Source organism: uncultured Mobiluncus sp., from assembly GCF_902488535.1.
Taxonomy (GTDB): domain Bacteria; phylum Actinomycetota; class Actinomycetes; order Actinomycetales; family Actinomycetaceae; genus Mobiluncus.
Window position 1 is genome coordinate 21,409 of sequence record NZ_CABTWO010000016.1, and the last position, 20,104, is coordinate 41,512.

The following is a 20,104-nucleotide window of genomic DNA, read 5'->3' on the forward strand; positions in this document are numbered from 1 at the left end:
ATTCCGGGCAACTTGGCTATCTTACCGCATTTTTTGAATCTTGCGTATTTTTGCCAGCCTCTCACCCAGCGTTACTTCCCACCCGTGGGCGGAGGGCTCGTAATAAATCTTGTCCTTCAGCGGGTCAGGCAGGTATTGTTGCGCGACTATGCCGCGGGTGTCGTCGTGGGGATATTGATAGGTGCCCAGAGCTTTCCTATCGGCACTGGCCCCGGGATAATGCTGGTCGCGCAGATAGGTCGGCACTGTGCCGATATTGCCGGCCTCCACGTCAGCCAACGCGGTATTGATACCGACATACGCCCGATTCGACTTCGGTGCCGTCGCCACTGCGACCACCGCCTCAGCCAGCGGAATCCGTCCTTCCGGCATCCCAATCAACTGCACCGCTTGTGCGGCCGCAACCGCGAGGGGCAGCACGCTGGGGTCAGCCAACCCGACATCTTCCGCCGCCGCAATCACGACTCGGCGGGCAATGAACCGCGGATCTTCCCCGGCTTTAATCATCCGCGCCAAATAATGCAGGGCGGCATCGGGATCAGAGCCGCGCATCGACTTGATAAATGCCGAAGCCACATCATAATGCTCGTCAATGCCATAACGCACCACGGCCGTGTCTGCCGCCGCCGCAACATCGTCTTCGGTAATCTCGCTGGCCTCGCGGGAATCGGCTCCCCCGGCCGCCGCCTCCAACAGGGTCAGGACTTTGCGCCCGTCCGCTCCGGCTAATCTGATGAGGCTGTCCCTAGCGTCCGGGGTCAGGGTGTATTTTCCGTCCAGTCCGCGCTCGTCCGCCAAAGCCCGGTCCGTGATGGTTTCGATGTCCTGGTTCGTGAGAGGTTTCAGCGTCAGCAGCAGGGACCGAGACAACAGCGGAGAAATGACGGAAAAAGCTGGATTTTCCGTGGTGGCGGCCACCAGGATAACCCACCGGTTTTCGACTGCCGGCAGTAGCGAGTCCTGCTGCGATTTAGAAAACCGATGGACTTCGTCTAAAAACAAAATGGTTTCTTGACCGCTCAGGCTCAGTCGTCGTTTCGCCGCGTTAATGACCTCTCGGACTTCTTTCACTCCCGCATTGATGGCGGAAAGCTGGGCATATTCTCTGCCGCCTGCCTGCGCCACCAGATATGCCAAGGTCGTTTTGCCGGTTCCGGGCGGACCGTAGAGAATCACAGACGAAGTCATCTCGGTGTCTGCCCGCAGCAGCCGCTGTAACGGCGAATTGGGTGCCAACAGGTGTGACTGCCCCACCAGTTCTTCTACGCTGCGCGGACGCATCCGTACCGCCAAAGGGGCGTCCGGGCGAAACTCCGGACCCCCCCTGCCGGTGTCACTCAAGGAATCAAACAAGTCCATGAGACCACCCTAGTGAAAAATGCCCTAAGGTGTATGAGACAATGCATAACATGTTCCTGAAACTATATCGCCGTCTGAATCGACGCCCGCTGCCCACGGTGCTGATTTGGGCTTTGGTGATAGTCATCTGTGCAGCCTTTGCTTTGACCGGCTTTGGTTTTGGAAGTATGTGGAACCGTGTGGAAAACCGTCTGGTCTCTATCCCCGGTTCGGAATCCTACGTCGCGTCACAAATCTTGAATGACAGCCGCAGTTCCAACTATCAGGCTTACCTCATCGTCACCGGGGTGGACATGGATAAACAGCGCAAGGAAGTTAAGAACGTGCTGGACTCAGCGGCGGCGAGTTTCAGCGAGGTTCCCGGCGTTATTCCGGCAGGGGTGCTGTATCCGTTCGCGAAAGGCGATGATGTTAATAACCCCGATGCGAAAACTTTGATGGACCAGTTTATCGCCACGGATAAACACGGTTTCATGATGGTGGTGCTGCTGGACCTGACCCAGTTCCCCCAGCGCGCCGACGATATTCGCGCCATGACCGAGGATGCCTTGAGTGAAATTGCCGGCGATATGCGCTCTTTTGCGCCTCACGCCACAGGCATCGTCACAGATGAGGATCTGAATAACCAAGAAGTTGCCGCGAGCGCTCGTCAAGATTCTCTCAAAGCGAATCTCATTGCTTTGCTGGTGGTTTTCGCAGTGCTGTTCGGGGCGACGGGACGCCTACGCCTGGCTTTGCTCGCTTTCATCCCAAGCTTTTGCGGATGGATCGTGACGCGGACTATCGCCACTCTGGCTTCCCTCATCGTCAAGCCCGCTCCCGGCGACTCTGCCCTGGTCACCATGCTTTCACTAGGGGTGGTGACGGGTTACGCGGTGTTCCTCATCAGTCGCAGCCGCTCCCGTTTAGCAGTGGTGAAATACACCACCGAGATTCCACGTGTTTCCAAGCCTCGCGAACGCCGATTGCGCAAGCGCCGCGACTCTCTCACGCCTCTAGACGAAGTTTTTACCCATTCGGCTCCGGCCATGCTCATTTCCACGGCACTAATTGTGCTGGGTCTGATTATGGTAGCCATATTCCCGGCCAGTAGCCTGCGCTGGGTGGCTTTAGTCAGCATGTTCTCCATTCTGGGATGCTTCGCTATCGGGACTACGATGATTCCCCCGTTGCTGTACCTCGGTATCAGATGGCTGGAATACCCCCGTCCAGAATGGCATCGGCAGGCTTTCGCCGTGATTTCCTCCCGGCTGCATTCTCTAGGCGCCCGCCTGCAGACACCTTTTGCCTCACGGAAACGTGCCAAACCGATTTTGACCGGAGTCCTGGTGGTCGTTCTGGTGGTGCTGGCCATTCCTACCTTCGGAATTACCTGGCACACCTCGGGACAAACGACTTTTCCTCCGGGTACGAATGCGGCGAAATTTGAAGCCCTGCGCGCCGCCCACTACGGCACCACCGCGGCCACCCCGGATATCCGGGTTTTAGGGAAAACTACCGCCGCGAATATGCAAAGCTGGTCGGTGGCGGTGGGTAAAATCCCCGGTGTGGCAGCTATGACTGCTGGAAACACCGAAATCGCCGGGGACTATAGCGTTTTGGACGTGGATTTGAAACCTGGCGTTACCAACCGTCAAGCCGGCGGAATCGTGAAAACTATCCGCGAGCTGTCTTCGGATTTTCCGAAATGGATTACTGGCCAGGCCGCCAACCAAGTTGACTTTGCCGCCCAGCTAATCAGGTTCGTACCCCTGCTGGCTGGAGTTATGGTGTTGGCGACTTTCCTGGTCATTTTGCGAGCCACCAGGCGTGCCTGGGCAGCGCTGTGGGCGACTTTGCTGAACTCCTTGAACCTGCTGGTAGCTTTGGGACTGACGGCTTTAGTGTTCCAAGACGGTTGGGGCGCTTTCCTGCCCAAACTGGCGCGTTCCGGAGGGGTCGACCCTAACGTGGCAGTTCTGCTGGCAGGCTTCGGTTTCGCCCTATCCCTGGATTACCAGTTCTATGCCATGAACAAATCGAAACACCATCTGCCGGAGGAACTCGCGAACCTGGACGACGACCCACTGCTGAACGAGTTGACGCAAACCCGCGGTGCGCTATGGACCCGCTCTGTGGTCTACCTGGCGATTTTCCTGGCTTTCCTGCCGATGAACGCTATGCCCGTGAAACAGTCGGCTTTTGCTCTGGTTATTGTGGTGCTGCTCAACGTGCTGTTCAGCCGGCTGTTCCTCTCTCCCCTGCTGGAGCCTTACCCGGACCAAAAATCGCAAGACCCTGATTTGGTGTGGACCGACGATATTCCAAACCCGACCAATCCCAGCGCAACAGACGGCTCACCCGCGCTTGCGCAACCTCAGCACAGTGAAACCGCCGGGAACGCTAGCGAATAACCTACTGCAAGAAATCAACCGGACCGGCGCCCTCCCGGGTCACCACCGGAACATCGTCCTCCATGTTGATGACAGTAGTCGCCTGGTCCGAGCCAATCGGGGCGTCGACGATAACATCCAACAGGTGCCCCAGCTTGGCGATAACCTCAACCGGATCACTCAGCGGTTCCGTCTCGCCGGGCAGCAGCAAGGTGCAGGACAAGATAGCCTCCCCCAGGGCTTCTACCAGCGATAACGCGACCTTGTGCGCGGGAATCCGCACGCCTACGGTGTGCTTCTTTTTGTTCAGCGTGGCGCGCGGGACTTCCTTGGTGCCTTTCAAAATAAACGTGTACGGCCCCGGAGTCAGCGATTTAATCATCCGGTATTGAGAATTCGACACCATCACCAGCTGACCCAACTGGGCGAAATCGTGGCACACCAGGGTGAAATGGTGTTTATCATCGAGCTGGCGGATTTTCCGGATACGTTCCAGACCAGCCCCGTTTGCCAACGCACAGCCCAGCGCATATCCCGAATCTGTGGGATACGCCATAATGCCACCGTCCTGGATAATCTCTACAATCTGGTTCAACGAACGAGCCTGTGGATTATCCGGGTGCAGTTCAAAAATTTTTGCGTTCATAGTTCCCCCTTGGTGAAACGCTACCGACTGTCCCATCTATTTTAGAGGGGACAGTCGGCTGTGTAGATAAAACTATCGGTAATTTTTCCTCAGAAGGGTTTTACAGCGTTTTTTCGCTGTCTTCGGCTTCCTCAGCGTCCTCACCATCTTCGTCGTCCTCCGGCACGTAGTCCACGCCGGTTTCTTTGCGCTGTTCGTCCGTAATCGGGGCGGGCGCACCGGTGAGCGGATCTAAACCGTCGCCAGCCTTCGGGAAAGCGATAACGTCGCGAATAGACGGGGAACCCGTCAGCATTCCGGCGATGCGGTCCCATCCCAGAGCCAGGCCGCCGTGCGGCGGAGCGCCGTACTTGAAAGCGTCGAGCAGGAACCCAAAGCGTGCCTGCGCCTCCTCCTGCGAGAAGCCCATGACTTTAAACACCCGTTCCTGGATGTCACGACGATGGATACGGATGGAACCGCCTCCGAGTTCAACTCCGTTGCACACGATGTCATATGCGTAAGCTAAAGCGCTGCCCGGGTCGGTATCGAAAGTATCGAGGCATTCTGGCTTCGGCGAAGTAAACGCATGGTGGACAGCGGTCCAAGCGGAGTGGCCCAGCGCCACATCGCCTTCCGCTTCTGCCTCGCCGGAGGGCTTAAACAGCGGCGCGTCGACCACCCAGGTGAAAGCCCACGCTTTTTCATCGATGAGGTCGCAGCGTTTGCCAATCTCTAGGCGAGCTGCCCCCAACAACGTTTGTGAAGCGGTCTTGTCTCCGGCGGCAAAGAAAATGCAATCCCCCGGCTGGGCTCCTGTGGCAGCGGCCAAACCGGCCTTTTCCGCGTCAGAAATATTTTTGGCCACCGGGCCGGCAGTTTCGCCATTTTCATTCAATGTCACGTAGGCCAGACCCTTCGCGCCGCGGGCTTTGGCCCATTCCTGCCACTTGTCAAAAGTGCGGCGCGGCTGGGAACCGCCACCGGGCATGACTACTGCCCCCACGTAAGGAGCCTGGAAAATCTTAAACGGAGTGTCTTTGAAAAATTCGGTCAAATCAACGAGTTCATAGCCGAAGCGCAGATCCGGTTTGTCCGAACCGAAGCGATCCATGGCTTCCTGGAAAGGCATCCGCGGAATCGGAGTGGTCAGGTCATAGCCGATGACTTTCCAAATCTCTTTCAGCAGGTGTTCAGTTACCTCGATGACATCGTCTTGGTCGACGAAACTCATTTCCAGATCGAGCTGCGTGAATTCGGGTTGGCGATCGGCGCGGGAATCTTCGTCGCGGTAGCAACGAGCCAACTGGAAGTAACGCTCCATACCGCCGACCATCAACAGTTGCTTGAACAGCTGTGGCGACTGCGGCAGGGCGTACCACGAGCCGGGACGAATCCGCGCCGGAACCACGAAGTCGCGCGCCCCTTCCGGGGTAGAACGCGTCAGAGTCGGGGTTTCAATCTCGATGAATTCGTGTTCTTCCATAACCCGCCGGGCAATCTGAGAAATCTGCGAACGCAGCACCAAGTTGTCGTGCAGCTGACGGCGGCGCAAATCGACGAAACGGTAACGCAGCCGGATGTCTTCCCCGACATTGGAGTCCTCGGCGTGTTCAGAAACTTGGAATGGCAGGGTCGCACAGGTATTCAAAATCTCGACATCATCGGCCATGACTTCGATATCGCCGGTGGCAATTTCGGGGTTTTCGTTGCCTTCGGGACGCTTCCGCACTTTGCCTGTGACCTTGAGCACGTATTCGTTACGGACTTCCCGCACCACTTCTTCACTGACGACCAACTGGACAATCCCGGAGGCATCACGCAAATCCATGAAAGCTACCCCACCGTGGTCTCGGCGCCGATCCACCCAACCGCAGAGGGTGACGGTCTGACCATCGTGGTTCAGGTTCAATTCCGCACATTTGTGAGTTCGCAGCAACTTATGCCTTCCTTTGAAAGTTCGTCTCAAGTCAATCGGGGCGCAATACCCCGCACCCAGAAAGTGGGCTCTCTCAAGTTTAACGCCTATCTGAGCTTTGAGAAAACCCTGGAAGTACACCCCGACCGGGCGTCAGATGAAAGTCACCGGGATTCCGGGTCCCGCAAACGCATTTCAGAAACCAGTTCAGACAGTTGCGGATACAAATCTAAATTCTGATTCATTTTGACCAGGAAAGCCTGACGAGTCACTTCCAGGATGAGCGAACGGAATTTGTCGGCGCACTCTTTCCCGTAGTTTTGCGCCCCGCGATGCAGCATTTTGGCTCCCACCAGGCTCCACACCAGTGTGCCTGCGATGGCCGCAGCGAACACCACGAGGGGGAACGGTACGGGCCCGACCATCCACACGGCCGCACTGGTGCCGGCTCCGCCGAGGCACGCGACCCCCGCGACGAGGCTCCACAGCAGCCCCACCAGCAATGCCGCTAACCAAAACCAGTGTCCGTACCGCCATACCCGCCACCAGGCTCGGAGGGGACGAGCCGGGAATTTCCACGATTCCAAAGCTAGGTTGAGGGCGCTGACCAGGTTGCCGGACAGCTCCACCGCCTTGAGCTGGGCAAAATCCACCCATTTAGGTGGACGCTGCGCACTGGCAGCCACCGCGTAAGCACGAGCCGCGCTGGTGATTCCCGCCGCGTTGACGTGGGCGGAAAACTGGTTGCGCGTGTCGGTTTGCGGGGCTGTCTGTACAGAAGTGTGGGTGGTGTCTGTCGAGGAGTCAGCTACGGCTGGGGTCGCGCTATCGTCTGCCGTTTTTTCTGGGGAAGGGGCAGTCGAGTGAGCAACGAGTTTGTCCTCGGCGGCTTCGTCCACAGCAGTTTCACCCCCGGCGATTGCAGAATCTTGACTGGAGGGTGCCAGCGGCTTGATTCCCGCCAACCAGTTCAGCACCGGCCACAGCGTCCAAAAGCCTCCAGCGTGCAGGTATTGTTTGGAAAAGCTCGCTTGCGCAGCCGCGAGACCACTGACCTGAGCCACCTTATCCACCAGGGTGGTTTCGGCTGGTGATGCGGAAACGGACTGGGCCTGACCGGGCTGCTTTGCAGGCTCCTCTCCCGCCAGTTCCAAGTCCTGGCTCAGCCGCGTGGCAGCATGATGAATTGCAGCCTGTTCGCCCCTCCAGCGGGCTTCCGGCGCGTGGGTCAACCCAGCTACGGTTTCGCGGAATCTAGCCAAACTCGAATCATCGTAAACTGAAATCTGCAAGATTTCGGGACTGACCCCCAACCGTGCGGCGATGGTGGCGAGCTCTTGGTGCAGGGTTTGCACCTGAGTCTCAGTCAAACCCTCGGTGTGAGTCAGGACAAAGTACGAATTGCGGTGACGGGGAAACGCCGAAATTTGGCTGTGAAAAGCGGCATCGGCATATTTTTGGGAATCTGTGGTCCACAAAATTACATCCGCTGTTTCCAAGACCTGCGCCGTGGCCGCGGCCAGTTCCGGTACCAGCAACGTGTCGGGAACCTCCACCACAATCGGGTGACCACACTGCGCCGAAGGCGCTGAACGAATCTGGTAACTCTCGCCTGCAGCCTCCAAGCTTTCCCCAAACGGGGTGGACCCACCAGAGCAAAACTCCACGCTGACACTGCGCGTAATACCGCTCAGCTCTAAAAACGGTGCAGCCGCCACGTCCGCGTCAACATGGGCGACCAGCTCCGTCGTGGTCGGCCGGTGCGTCCCGGTCAGCACCAAGCTGTTACGACGAGCCAAAGTATTCACTACCGTGGATTTACCGGTGCCGCTAGGTCCGGCTACCGCCACCACGGTGACTCGGGGGTCCAGGGCATCCCGGCGTTCCAGCTGATTCTCTAACCGTCGCAAATCTTCGAGAGCCTGAGCTAGGAATGCCTCAGAGCCGGACGTGACCTGAGCGGCATCGAGACACTCCACCGCGCGGTGCAGGGCGGTTTGCATCCGATTTTTGCGTTGTTCGGGATTGTTCCGAGGCACTAGGACCACTCCTCTCGCAAGATACGCAACGTTTTTCGTCCCGCGGCAATCAGTTCAGAGTTGTCTGGATTGGGAATGCTTTGCCGTAGCGCAGCGATACGCTGGGAGACCCGACCGTGCAGTCCGCTGCGCAGCGCAGACCGGCTCCATGACCGCAGCCGCAAACGCTTCGAGGCGTCAAAAAAAGCTCCCAACAGCTCGTCAGCACCGGTGAACTGACAAGTTTCAGGCGAGGCGACCCCAGCAAAAAGGACCGCTAGGAAAAGCGTCTGGGACTCGTCTGTTGAGAGTTCCTGGTCCCGATTCCATCCAGCTTGGCGGCAGCATTCCGCAGGGGTTAAGGACCACTGTTCCATGAGTTCGCTGCCGTCCAGGGGCGGCGCAGTTTCGTCTGAAAAGCGGCCAGAGTCGGGTAGCGCGGAGTCATGGATACCCGCAGCAATGATTTGTTCCATCTGAAAGTCCAGGTTCGACACGCTGCTGGACACCGACCGTTGTACAGCATCCAGCGCCAAATCCGGGCGCACCCGCTGATTGAGCCACGCATTTTTCCATTTCAACCGCTGGCGTATCCAGCTGTTTTCAGCCCGGCGTTCCTCAAGTTGGCGACGCACGCAGGGTTCCAAAAGGTCAGCAGGCTCACCTTGGAACCAGGTGGATGCCGCAATCTGGGCCTCAACGAAATCCAGCAGTTGCTGTTCCAACTGGTCCACAGTTTGCTGTATTTCGTGGCACAGTTGCGTTTCAGCGGCGGCAGCATCGAACACTGTTTCGCTCAAATCCAAGACTTCTTGCAGGGAACCAAACAGGGTCTGGCGCGCCATAGCGGAATGCATCAAGGCGTCACCAGCCAGGTTATCGAGCCAGTTGCGCAGGGGTACTAAATCTTCGGCAGGCAGTTCTCCGTCGGCGATTTGGGTTTCCATAATGGCAAAAATCGGGACGTCTTCGAGGGTGCTGTCGGCGATTTCCGCGCTGAGATCCTGTTTTGCCGCCAAGAGGGAGCCTTGCGAGACCCGGTTCAGCACCGCGCCAATAGCGACATCGCGCCGAGCGGCTTTCCGCAGCAACTCCAGCCCCGGCTCGTCCCGGTAGCGGTTAGCGGTAGTCACGAAAATCCACAGGTCAGCGACTTCCAACAGGTGTTGGGCTAAATCTCGGTTCGTGTCCAGATAGGAATCCAAATCGGGACAGTCAATAAGGCACATCCCCGGAGTCATTTTTGCAGTCGAACGCAAAATGAGCTGCGGCTGCGGTGTCGTATCGGTATCCTCGCCCGCGGAGGCCCGTTCCGGCACGACAGACGTGGCCGCAGGGTCGTCCCATGTGTCGTCGTCTAGTAGGCGGATCTTTTCAAATCCTCCCAAAATACGGTCTGCCGACAGCCATAACTCGTCGTCGGGATGGTACACCAGTACCGGGGTGAGAGTTGTGGGACGCCTCACGGAAGTCGGTACTTGGGCACCGACCAAAGAGTTAAGAATGGTGGATTTACCCACCCCGGTGGAGCCCGCCAGCACCGCCACGAGAGGGCCGTCCAAATCGGTACCCCGCGCGCTGAGATGTTCACGCAGTCGGGAAATCGCCGTTTTTCGCAGCTTGATGGCATCAGCCTGCGCCGCTGGAAAACCAAATTTCAGGTCCTCCAGCTGCCCAGCCAACTCATCCAAAGATACCGCCGGCGATTCACTCATAGTTGGCAATCACCTGCGGTTTCAGAAGGTCGGGGGCGGGCGTGAACGTGTCGGCTTGGGCACTTTCCTGGGTTTCGTTAATCAGGTTCTTAACTTCCCCGGATTCCACAAACCACACGTAAGGGATGCCGCGAGTCACGGCGTATTTGATTTGTTTGCCGTACTTGGCGGCGGTGGGGCTGACTTCCGTGTTGATACCGCGGGCCCGCAGCTGCCAAGCCACCGCCTCAGCTTGTCCCCTGGTTTCCTCGCTATCCACCGCGACCAATACACAGGTCGGAACCGGGCGGGACACTTTCGCCCAATCATTAGCCAGAATAATCGAGATGAGCCGGGTCAAACCGATAGACATCCCCACCCCGGGAAAGTGGCGCTTACCTTGGGAAACCAAGTTATCGTAGCGGCCCCCGGAACAGATAGAACCGTAAGATTCAGCTCCCGTGATAAACGTTTCGTAAACCATGCCGGTGTAGTAATCGAGCCCGCGGGCAATCTTAAAGTCCGCTACCACGTTGCCGCGCTCGTGGTCGGGAACGCTACGCAGCATTCGCGCCACGTCCGCCAGGCCTTCCTCTAACATGTCGTCTTGCAGTCCCAGGTCGCGTACTTGCTGGATAACTTGTTCATCGGCACCGCAAATGTCCGCCAAGCTCACCAGAGTCTGCACCTGGGACGTATCGAGCCCGAGTTCACTCAGCATTTGTGTAAAGTCTTCGGGACGCACCTTGTCGTGTTTATCGATGACTTGCAGAACCTCGTCAACTTGCGAAATGCCCAGGGCGTTGCAGGCGCCCTGCAAAATCTTGCGGGAATTCACGTGTACCACCGGGGTGGGAATCGGCAGGGATTCCAAAGCTTGCGCCATAATCAGCGGGGCTTCAATCTCAAACTGGGGCGGTAATGTTTCCGCGGCCACCATATCGATATCGGCCTGAACGAACTCGCGGAAGCGACCCTCCTGGGGACGCTCGCCGCGCCACACCTTTTGAATTTGGTAACGCTTAAACGGGAAGCGCAACAGGTGAGAATTTTCCAGCACGTAACGGGCCAACGGCACCGTTAAGTCAAAGTGCAGCCCGTTCTTGCGGTCCTCTTTGCCTTCCTTGTCCTGCAGCCGAGACAGTACGTAGACCTCTTTGGAGGTTTCTCCCTTGCGTTCCAGCTCACTGAGAGGTTCGATGGCACGCGTCTCTAAGTGAGAAAAACCGTGCAGTTCAAACACCCTGGTTAAACGAGAAATTAACTCGTCCTCAAGGATTTTTTCCTCCGGGGTGAACTCAGGAAAACCTGACAGTGATGTCATCATGGGCATATTCTCTCATTTTCCCAAGTCATCTCAGAAATGGGTTGTTCGCGAGCTCCGCCGCCCAGGTGGTTGTCTCCCCGTGACCGGGCAGCAGCAGCGTGTCGGGGTTGACGCTGATTTTGAGGGTTCGCAAGGTTTCCGTCATCACTTCAGGGTCGGAATGAGGTAGGTCGGTGCGGCCAATCGAGCCTTTGAAAACCACGTCCCCAGAGAAGCAAAATGCCTGGTTGTCGCTGCCGTCAAAACCGAGTCCCTGACCGTGATCTTCGCCTTTCGCGGCGCCAAAGAACATCGTGCATCCGGGCGAGTGACCCGGAGCCGGCAGGGCACGCAGCATTAGATCGGGAATAATTTGCGCTCCCCCGCCAGAGAACAGTGCATCTGGCGGGGCCTGTACCGTGACGGGCTCCCACGCCCCGTCCATTTCAGTGAAGTATTTGTCTACCCCCAGTTGAACCCCCGGACCGGGAGCATCCATCCAGAAGTGATCCGGTTTCGCCAGATAAATAGGAGCCTGAGGGTTATAGGCAACCACCTGAGCGGTGTTCCACAGGTGGTCGGCATGGCCGTGAGTCAGCAAGACCCCTGCCAGTTCAGCATCAAGCTGAGTCAGAAGTTCTTTGATACGCACGGCGGTTTTCGCGCCGGGATCAATAACTAAAGCGGATTTGTTCGCAGTGACCACAACATAGCAATTTTCACCGTAAATCGGCGAAACAATCCGTAACACATCCATAGTTCAAGGCTAACTGATTTTTTGCATCACGAATTTTCTTTCGCCCAGTTTCCCGAATGCGTGTCTTTTCAAGTAAAGTAATCCTGGAAATATACTTACCAACGCGAACGGAACGTGCCGCGGCACCAACCCCGTCAGGAGGAAAAATTCATGGCCACGTCTGAACAGGAATCTAACACCAGCGAAATCAAGGAACCGCAGGAAAACCAACCTGGTGAAACCTCAACCGGACCTGCCCAGACTGCAGCTGAAACAGGCGGCGAACCCCAGAACGAAACGCCAGCGGCACCGGCTCCCGAACCTGCCCTGACCAAGGAAACTCCCGCAGCTCCCGAACCAACCCCTGCTAATGAAACTCCCGGGGCATCCGCGCCCCAAGCTACTGAAAAAACCGCGCAGATCACCCCGGTACACCTTGAGAGTACCAATCAAAACAAACCCGTGGGACCTGTTGAGAAAATCGCTATGGATGAGGCTGCCCAATATGGACGTATCGACGCGGAGGGGCGCGTTTTCGTCAAGGACGGAGATACGGAACGGGAAGTCGGCCAATACGCGGACGGCATTCCTGAACAGCCTTTTGCCCTTTACGTGCGCCGTTTTCTGGATTTGCAAGCCCAGGTCGATTTGGCTCAAGCACGTTTGGCCACGTTAAAGGCGCATGACATTGATGCCACGTTGAAGTCTTTGGACAAGGCAATGGAGTCCCCGATGGTGGTGGGCAACCTGGCTGGGCTGCGTGCTCGCATTGAAAAACTGCGGGAGCTGGGCACGGCACGCAAGGAACAGTTGGCTGAGGAACGCGAAGTCGCCAAGGCACAAGCCCTCGAGACGCGCAACAAGATTGTGGAGGCCGCCGAAAAAATTGCCGCCCAAGACCCGGAACGCACCCAGTGGAAGCAATCCGGTGAACGCCTGCGCGAACTGCTGGAATCGTGGAAAGATTCCCAACGCAAGGGACCGCGTATCGACCGCGCCACCGAGGACGCCTTGTGGAAACGTTTCTCGGCAGCCCGCACGTCTTTTGACCGGCACCGCAAGTCATTCTTTTCACAGCTCGACGCCAAGCGGGCGGAAGTTCGAAACGCCAAGGAAGCCCTGATTAAACGCGCCGAGGAACTCGCTAACTCGACTGACTGGGCGCGAACCTCCGCGGCTTATCGCGACTTGATGGCGGAATGGAAAGCGGCCGGACGTGCTTCCCGGAAAGACGACGACGCTCTGTGGGAGCGTTTCCGCGCGGCTCAGCAAGTCTTTTTTGACGCCCGTAGCGCTGACAACGCAAAGACCAGCACGGAAGAACAAGCCAACCTTGAGGTCAAGGAAAAGCTGCTGGAACAGGCGAAAGCCCTCATGCCGGTGAAAGACTTGGAAACCGCCAAGGCGAAGTTCCGCGACCTGTTGGATAAATGGGACGAAGCTGGGCGGGTCCCCCGCGGCGATATGCAGCGCTTGGAAAACGGGTTGCGTTCCGTGGAACAGGCGATTGCAAAAGCCGAAAATGAGGCGTGGGTCAAGTCCAATCCGGAAACGAAAGCTCGCGCTGAGGGGCTAGTGGGTCAGCTCGAAGAGAAAATCACCAAACTTGAAGCCGAAATTGCCGCCGCGAAACAGAGCGGTAAAGACACCAAGAAACTGGAAGAAGATCTGCAGGCCCGGAAGGGCTGGCTTGACCAGGCTCGGAAAGCCGCGGCGGAGTAGCGCCCCCGCTGTACCTTAGGCCAGTATTTTTCTGAGTTTCCCCCGCCGTCTAAGACTGCGAGGTCGGTTCTAAGGCGCCGTTTTTTCCGGGAGTCACGCGGGTCGCGGAATAAACTCCTGAGATGCGTCCCAGATCATTGAGAATGTCTTGCAGGTGGGAAGGCTCAGCCAGCTCAAAAGACCACCGCGAATACGCCACCCGGTCGCGGGTGGTGGAAATATTGCCCGAGAGAATGTTCACGTGATTGTCGGTGAGGACCCGGGTTACGTCGCTCAACAGCCCCCCGCGGTCCAAAGCCTCGATTTGCACCTGTACCAGGAACGGGGTCTTGGCGTGTTGCGCCCACGTGACGGCGGTGACGCGTTCTGGTTGGGCCTCACTGAGATTCTTGGCATTCACGCAGTCCACACGGTGTACGGAAACCCCGTGACCCCGCGTGACAAATCCCATGATGTCGTCTCCGGGAACCGGGGTGCAGCACTTTGCCAGCTTAACCCACAGGTCATCAGCGTCCTGACCGTCAACCAACACTCCGGAACCCCCGGCTCGAGATTCAGTCGTAGGTGTGTGGGTGGGGACGGCTTCTTCCTCCGCTAACACTTCCTCGTCATCGTCTACCGTCAGGGAGCCCGTAAAGTTCAGCAGGCGTTCCACCACGTTTTGTGCACTGACGTGGGCGTCTCCGATGGTCGCATAAAGGGTATCGACGTTGGGCAATCCCAACTGGTTTGCCACCGATTCCAAAAATTCGTGGCTGGCGATTTGGTGAATCGGCAGTTTCTGTTTGCGAATTTCCTTCGCCAGAATTTCGCGACCTTTATCGATGGACTCCTCGCGGCGCTCCTTTGAGAACCAGGCTTTAATCTTTGATTTCGCGCGCGGAGTGGCTACGAAAGACAACCAATCCCGACTGGGGGACGCACCGGGAGACTTGGAGGTGAAAATTTCCACCGTGTCGCCGTTTTCCAGTTTCGACTCCAGCGGCACCAGCTTGCCATTGACTTTGGCACCGACTGTCTTGTTTCCCACTTCGGTGTGTACAGAATAGGCGAAATCCACCGGGGTGGATCCGGCAGCCAGCACCACGACTTGGCCTTTCGGGGTGAAAACATATACCTGCGCAGAGTTGATTTCGTAACGCAGCGAGTCCAGGAACTCCCCTGAGTCTTGGGTTTGCTTTTGCCAGTCAACCAATTGGCGCAGCCAGCCCATCTCATTTTCCAGGTCTAAGACTTTGCCACCCTCGGACTTTTTCAGCGATTTGGCATTGGGGTTTTCCTTGTATTTCCAGTGGGCGGCAATCCCGAATTCGGCTCGGCGGTGCATTTCATAGGTGCGAATCTGAATCTCTACCGGTTTTCCTTTGGGACCAATGACCGTGGTGTGCAGCGACTGGTACAGGTTGTATTTTGGCATCGCGATATAGTCTTTGAACCGGCCCAGCATCGGAGACCACCGCGAGTGCATCAGCCCTAGCACGGCGTAACAATCCCGCACGGATTCCACCAGCACGCGCACCGCCACCAAGTCATAAATATCGTTGAAGTCGCGGCCGCGCACAATCATCTTTTGATAAATCGAATAGTGGTGTTTCGGGCGCCCGGTCACTGTGCCCTTGATCTTCGCTTCGCGTAAGTCGCCTTCAATAGTCTGGATGATGGCGCTGAGCTGTTCCTCTCGCCGGGGCGCGGCCTCTTGAATAAGCTTGTCGATTTCTTGATAAATCTGAGGATAGAGGGTTTTAAAAGCCAAATCCTCCAGCTCCCATTTAATGGCATTGAGTCCCATCCGGTGTGCCAGCGGAGCATAAATTTCCAGAGTTTCCTTAGCCTTACGCGCCGCGCTTTCTTTACTGACATAGCGCCAAGTACGCGCATTATGCAGACGGTCAGAGAGTTTGATGAGCAGGACCCGGATGTCTTTTGCCATCGCGACCAGCATTTTTCGGATAGTTTCGGCTGGGGCAGAATCACCGTACTTCACTTTGTCGAGCTTGGTAACCCCATCGACCAAAGCGGCGATGTCCTCACCAAAATCACGCCGGCATTGCTCCAAAGAATAATCGGTATCCTCAACCGTATCGTGTAACAGCCCCGCGGCTACCGTCGTTTCCGACATGCCTAGTTCAGCGAGGATTGTCGCGACCGCAACCGGATGCGTAATGTAGGGCTCCCCCGATTTGCGAAACTGACCCCGGTGGCGGCGTTCAGCAGTCACATAAGCCCGCTCCAACAGGGCAAAATCCGCTTTCGGGTGGTTTTCCTTGACAGCCCGCAACACGGGCTCCAGTTCACGGTACGAACCGCGGGTGCGGGTTAAACGGAACAAGGACCCCCGCAAAGCGCCAGTATTCTCACTGGGCTCGTTGACAATCTCCGGCGCTTGCTCCATACAGAGATTCTAATTGTTTTACCCGATAAGCGTTAGTCGCACCGGGCGTGACCTGGATTTTTTTCCAAAATCAGCCGCCACGTCAACAACGGCCCAAGCAGGAAACCCTAACGGTCGCGAAAAACACACCTACAGTTCCAACAACGACTGGAACGGGGTGTCGCCCAGGAGAGCACGTCCGTTCAAAGCCTTTAGCTCCATCAGTACCAGGATTTCCGACACGTGCCCCCCGGCATTTTCCAACAGCTTCACGGACGCAGCCGCGGTGCCTCCCGTCGCCAACAGGTCGTCAACCACCAAAATGTTGTCAAAGCCATTCACTGTTTCCGGCTGGACCTGAATGGAAGCAGAGCCGTATTCCAAATCGTAGGATTCGCTAATTACCTTACCGGGCAGTTTTCCAGCCTTACGCACCATAATCATCGGCACGCTCAACTCGACTGCCAGAGGCGAGGACAGGATAAAACCGCGCGACTCCAGACCGGCGACCGCGTTGACACGTCCCCGATAGTATTCGGCAATCCCCGAAATGAGTTCCCGGAAAGGCTCCCCCGAAGCGAGCAACGGGGAAAAATCCCGAAACAGAATACCGGGCCGGGGAAAATCAGGAATCGAAGTCAGGTGCGCGGCAATAATCTCGCCGAGCCGCGGGTCTATGTCGACAGCGGTATTCATTTCTTAGTCTTCTTCCGTTTCGGTTGCGCAGCCTGCCCCTTATGGTGCCCGGGAACCATGGGAGCGGCCACCACGGCGGGCGTGACCTCCTTGAACGAGCCGTCCTCGTTGAGGGTGGCGGCACCAGATTCCACAGCGGCGGCGCGCGCCTTGTCAACCTTGGCGTTGTGGTCCTTGATGACTTGCGAACGACCCCGAATCAGCGTCAGCATCGGTGTAGCGATAAAGATGGAACTGAAAGTACCGACAATCATGCCGATAAACAGCGGCATCGAGATATCTAGCAGGGTGGATGTTCCCAGGAGCGCCGCCCCCAGGAACAGAATCGCCGATACCGGCAGAATACCGGTGATGGAGGTGTTGATGGAACGCACCATGGTTTGGTTAATGGAGAGGTTCGCCAGCTCGTTGTACTTGGAACGCGACTGGTTGAACATATCACGGGTGTTTTCACGGATTTTATCGAAAACCACCACCGTGTCGTACAGAGAGTAACCCAAGATGGTCAGCAAACCGATAATCGTTGCCGGGGTAATCTCAATCTGTGTGTAGGCAAAAACCCCCAGAGTAATCAGGAAGTCATGCATCAACGCAAATAGTGCGGAGAATGACATGGTCCAGGTGCGGAAGTACGCCATCAGCAACAGCGCAATCATGCCCATAAAGACCAGCAAACCAACCAAAGCCTGCTTGGACACCGACGCACCCCAAGACGGACCAATCGACGTCTTAGAGACTTTCTTAATGTCCACGTTGTAAGCTTTGGCCAGCTCCTTTTGAATCTTTAGCTCCACGTCGGTGGGCTGCTGACTGGTTTGGACCCGCAAACCGTTAGTGCCCATCTGGGCAACCTTGGTCTGTTCGTTGAGCCCGGCAGCCTTCACCGCGTTGTAAGCAGGTTGCTGGGGCGGATTCGGTGCCGTGTTCGTAACCACAAACTCGGCGCCGCCGGTGAACTCAATAGACGGATTCAACCCGAAAATCGCGATACCGATGACAGAAATGGTCATCAGAATAGCCCCGACCGTGAGCGGAATCCGGCGTTTCTGAATGATTCGGTAAGACTTTTTTCCGGAGTAAAGCGCATTACCCCACTGGGCGTAACTCATCATTTCGCGTCCTCCTCTCCCTGGGCGGGTTCGTCTTTCGAGGCGGTGTCCTCGCTTTCAGCAGCTTCCGCTGTTTCAGAAGTGAGGTCTTCCGGGTCTTTCGGGGACGCGTCCGGTGCAGGCTCTTTCGCGGGAGTTTCCGGCGTGGTGTCCTCAGCCGGGGTCGCAGAAGTCTCTTCTGCCTCCTCCTCATCCACCTGAGGCAGACCAGCCTTTTGGCGAGCCAGAGATATGGTTGGAGCGGCGACCTTTTGTGCAGATTTCTTTTTGCGGGGCGAAGACGTCGTCGAGGCAGACTGCATATAGATGCGGTCACTACTGGCACCGAGGTGCAGCGGGTCCAGACCGCTAAACTTCCGGCCTTCACCAAAGTAACGGGTCTTGATTAGCAACGACATCATCGGGTGGGTAAACAGGAAGATGATTCCCAAGTCCACCAAAGTGGTCAAGCCCAAGGTAAACGCGAAGCCCTGCACGCCGCCGACAGCCAGAACATAGAGAACCACCGCAGCCACGATGTTCACAATATCGGACACCACGATGGTGCGCTTTGCCCGATTCCAGCCGGTTTCAACCGCGGTGGCCAGGGGCTTGCCGTCACGCACCTCGTCTCGGATACGTTCGAAATAGATGATGAACGAGTCCATGGTCACGCCGACTGCCACAATCAAACCGACCACGCCCGCTAGAGACAGACGGTATCCCATCGACCACGACAGGATTGCCACAGCTAGGTACACGATGCCGCCCGCGAGGAACAGGGAGGCCGTCGCCAAGCCTGCCAAAGCGTGGTACTGCTGCAGCAGGTACAGCACGACCAGAATCAAACCGACAATAGCGGCATAGAACCCGACTTTCAGGTGTTCGCCGCCCAAGGTCGCCGAGATGGACTGCTTGGACTGCTGTTCAAAGTTCAAAGGCAGAGAACCAAACTGGAGCTGGTTCGCCAAAGTGGCGGAAGATTCCCGCGTCAAAGAACCGGAAATAGATGCTGAGCCGCCAAATGCCGGGGCGTTGACCCCCGGGGCGCTAACGACCAAAGAGTCCAGCACAATCGCGAAACGGTTGTTGTCAGGATTGCGGTTGCTCCCCTGGGTTTGGTTGGGGTACAACACCTTAGCAACTTCGTCGAATTTCTTAGCCCCATCGGCATTGAGTTTCAGCGCGACTTCCCACTGACCGGTGGCGTTACCCTGCTGGTTGGTTCCCATCCCGGAAGACGCAGAAACCAAGTCGGTACCGGAGAGGACTTCAGGACCCAAGATGTATTTCTCGTAGCCTTCCTTAGAACAGGCCACCAGGTTCTTTTTCGGATCGTCCAACGAGCCGCCCTTGAGGGAGGCCGGGTCGGTACAATCCAGGTGGTTAAAGATGAACATATCCCGCACGGTGATGTGTTTCCGGTCGTTAATGACATTGGACTGACCAGCCGGGGTATCGGGATATTTTTCCGCCTCTTTCATGAGTTCATCGAAAGGAATCGCCGCGGAGGACGGTTGCTTAGCGGCCGGGGCGATAGCGGGAGCAGTCTCATTCGGGGCGCTCGGCGTGGGCGTGGCGTTGGGATCCGTAGAGTTGAACACCAAAGACTGCGTCTGACCCTTCTCAGCTGGTGCAGACGGCGGAATTGTCACCGTGTTATTGCCTTCGCCGACCTTGGTCTGAATCTCTTGGCCACCAGCTGCACCCGCCGCCGGCTGGTTTTGCCCGGCAGGAGCCGCGGCGCCGGTCAGCTGCCCCAAGAGAGCTTGGGGATCTTCATTGTTCGTGGCGTTACCCGGAGCGCTGAGGAGGACGGTACGGAAACGCATAACCGCGGACTGCTGAATCAAAGCCAAAGTTTCTTCACTGGGGTTGCCTGGAATACCAACCGAAATGTTTTCCTGACCGTTACGGGCAATCTCTGCTTCGGCCACGCCGGAGGCGTCGATACGCTGGCGAATAACCTCAATAGCCTGTTCAATATCAGCGTCTGAGATGGCCTTGGCCTTAGCTTCTGTATTCTTCGGGGTGAGAATCAGCTGGGTTCCGCCTTCAAGGTCGATTGCCAGCTTCGGGGCGAACGAGCCGTTTGAGAAAATGGTCGAACCAACCAAAGTCCCGGCCAGAGCCACCACAATCACGATGAAAAATATAAGTGTGCGCAACGCCCTGTTCTTAGTCTTTTTGGCAGCCACA

13 protein-coding genes are annotated in these 20,104 nt (G+C 56.9%); 2 read left to right on the forward strand and 11 right to left on the reverse strand.

The window, feature by feature from the left end; translation table 11 throughout:
• Positions 1–21: 21 nt before the first annotated feature.
• Positions 22–1,359, reverse strand: coding sequence for a replication-associated recombination protein A (locus RDL66_RS06730; protein ID WP_308536064.1), 1,338 nt, complete (start codon positions 1,357–1,359; stop codon positions 22–24).
• A gap of 41 nt (positions 1,360–1,400) precedes the next feature.
• Between RDL66_RS06730 and RDL66_RS06735 the strand changes: the two genes are divergently transcribed.
• Positions 1,401–3,752, forward strand: a complete 2,352-nt coding sequence (locus tag RDL66_RS06735) for an MMPL family transporter (RefSeq protein WP_308536066.1) — start codon at positions 1,401–1,403, stop codon at positions 3,750–3,752.
• A 1-nt stretch (position 3,753) separates the two neighbouring features.
• Here the strand turns inward: RDL66_RS06735 and RDL66_RS06740 are convergent, their stop codons facing one another.
• The 6 genes from RDL66_RS06740 to RDL66_RS06765 form a co-directional block, all read right to left on the reverse strand.
• Positions 3,754–4,377 (reverse strand): L-threonylcarbamoyladenylate synthase, encoded by a 624-nt coding sequence (locus tag RDL66_RS06740; protein ID WP_308536068.1) that lies wholly within the window; start codon positions 4,375–4,377, stop codon positions 3,754–3,756.
• A gap of 100 nt (positions 4,378–4,477) precedes the next feature.
• Entirely contained in the window at positions 4,478–6,295 is a 1,818-nt protein-coding gene (gene aspS / locus RDL66_RS06745) for an aspartate--tRNA ligase (protein WP_308536069.1), read from the reverse strand.
• 143 nt (positions 6,296–6,438) lie between these two features.
• Positions 6,439–8,313: an ABC transporter gene (locus tag RDL66_RS06750; protein ID WP_308536070.1), complete on the reverse strand. Its 1,875-nt coding sequence runs from the start codon at positions 8,311–8,313 to the stop codon at positions 6,439–6,441.
• The gene (locus RDL66_RS06755) at positions 8,313–10,007 is read right to left on the reverse strand and encodes a dynamin family protein (RefSeq protein ID WP_308536071.1); all 1,695 of its coding nucleotides are present in this window, start codon (positions 10,005–10,007) and stop codon (positions 8,313–8,315) included. The genes RDL66_RS06750 and RDL66_RS06755 overlap by 1 nt, the downstream gene beginning before the upstream one ends.
• Entirely contained in the window at positions 10,000–11,319 is a 1,320-nt protein-coding gene (hisS, locus tag RDL66_RS06760) for a histidine--tRNA ligase (protein ID WP_308536072.1), read from the reverse strand. The genes RDL66_RS06755 and hisS overlap by 8 nt, the downstream gene beginning before the upstream one ends.
• 19 nt (positions 11,320–11,338) lie before the next feature.
• Entirely contained in the window at positions 11,339–12,049 is a 711-nt protein-coding gene (locus tag RDL66_RS06765; protein WP_308536074.1) for an MBL fold metallo-hydrolase, read from the reverse strand.
• Between the two features lie 150 nt (positions 12,050–12,199).
• On the opposite strand from RDL66_RS06765, the gene RDL66_RS06770 reads away from it, so the two are divergent.
• Positions 12,200–13,750, forward strand: coding sequence for a DUF349 domain-containing protein (locus RDL66_RS06770; protein ID WP_308536076.1), 1,551 nt, complete (start codon positions 12,200–12,202; stop codon positions 13,748–13,750).
• A gap of 49 nt (positions 13,751–13,799) precedes the next feature.
• Here the strand turns inward: RDL66_RS06770 and RDL66_RS06775 are convergent, their stop codons facing one another.
• The 4 genes from RDL66_RS06775 to secD form a co-directional block, all read right to left on the reverse strand.
• The gene (locus tag RDL66_RS06775; RefSeq protein WP_308536078.1) at positions 13,800–16,142 is read right to left on the reverse strand and encodes a bifunctional (p)ppGpp synthetase/guanosine-3',5'-bis(diphosphate) 3'-pyrophosphohydrolase; all 2,343 of its coding nucleotides are present in this window, start codon (positions 16,140–16,142) and stop codon (positions 13,800–13,802) included.
• 129 nt (positions 16,143–16,271) lie between these two features.
• Positions 16,272–16,817, reverse strand: a complete 546-nt coding sequence (locus tag RDL66_RS06780; RefSeq protein ID WP_308536079.1) for an adenine phosphoribosyltransferase — start codon at positions 16,815–16,817, stop codon at positions 16,272–16,274.
• A complete protein-coding gene (gene secF / locus RDL66_RS06785; RefSeq protein WP_308536080.1) occupies positions 16,814–17,929 on the reverse strand; it encodes a protein translocase subunit SecF in 1,116 nt (371 codons plus the stop codon). The genes RDL66_RS06780 and secF overlap by 4 nt, the downstream gene beginning before the upstream one ends.
• A complete protein-coding gene (gene secD, locus RDL66_RS06790; RefSeq protein WP_308536082.1) occupies positions 17,926–20,103 on the reverse strand; it encodes a protein translocase subunit SecD in 2,178 nt (725 codons plus the stop codon). Before secD ends, secF begins: the two co-directional genes overlap by 4 nt.
• Between the last annotated feature and the right edge of the window lies 1 nt (position 20,104).

Excerpts from the sequence above, each read along its gene's own strand:
- RDL66_RS06740 (WP_308536068.1), bottom strand. The coding sequence starts at position 4,377 with ATGAACGCAAAAATTTTTGAACTGCACCCGGATAATCCACAGGCTCGT.
- RDL66_RS06775 (WP_308536078.1), bottom strand. The coding sequence starts at position 16,142 with ATGGAGCAAGCGCCGGAGATTGTCAACGAGCCCAGTGAGAATACTGGC.
- RDL66_RS06780 (WP_308536079.1), bottom strand. The coding sequence starts at position 16,817 with ATGAATACCGCTGTCGACATAGACCCGCGGCTCGGCGAGATTATTGCC.
- secF (WP_308536080.1), bottom strand. The coding sequence starts at position 17,929 with ATGATGAGTTACGCCCAGTGGGGTAATGCGCTTTACTCCGGAAAAAAG.
- hisS (WP_308536072.1), bottom strand. The coding sequence starts at position 11,319 with ATGCCCATGATGACATCACTGTCAGGTTTTCCTGAGTTCACCCCGGAG.
- RDL66_RS06765 (WP_308536074.1), bottom strand. The coding sequence starts at position 12,049 with ATGGATGTGTTACGGATTGTTTCGCCGATTTACGGTGAAAATTGCTAT.
- RDL66_RS06735 (WP_308536066.1), top strand. The coding sequence starts at position 1,401 with ATGCATAACATGTTCCTGAAACTATATCGCCGTCTGAATCGACGCCCG.
- RDL66_RS06770 (WP_308536076.1), top strand. The coding sequence starts at position 12,200 with ATGGCCACGTCTGAACAGGAATCTAACACCAGCGAAATCAAGGAACCG.
- RDL66_RS06730 (WP_308536064.1), bottom strand. The coding sequence starts at position 1,359 with ATGGACTTGTTTGATTCCTTGAGTGACACCGGCAGGGGGGGTCCGGAG.
- RDL66_RS06755 (WP_308536071.1), bottom strand. The coding sequence starts at position 10,007 with ATGAGTGAATCGCCGGCGGTATCTTTGGATGAGTTGGCTGGGCAGCTG.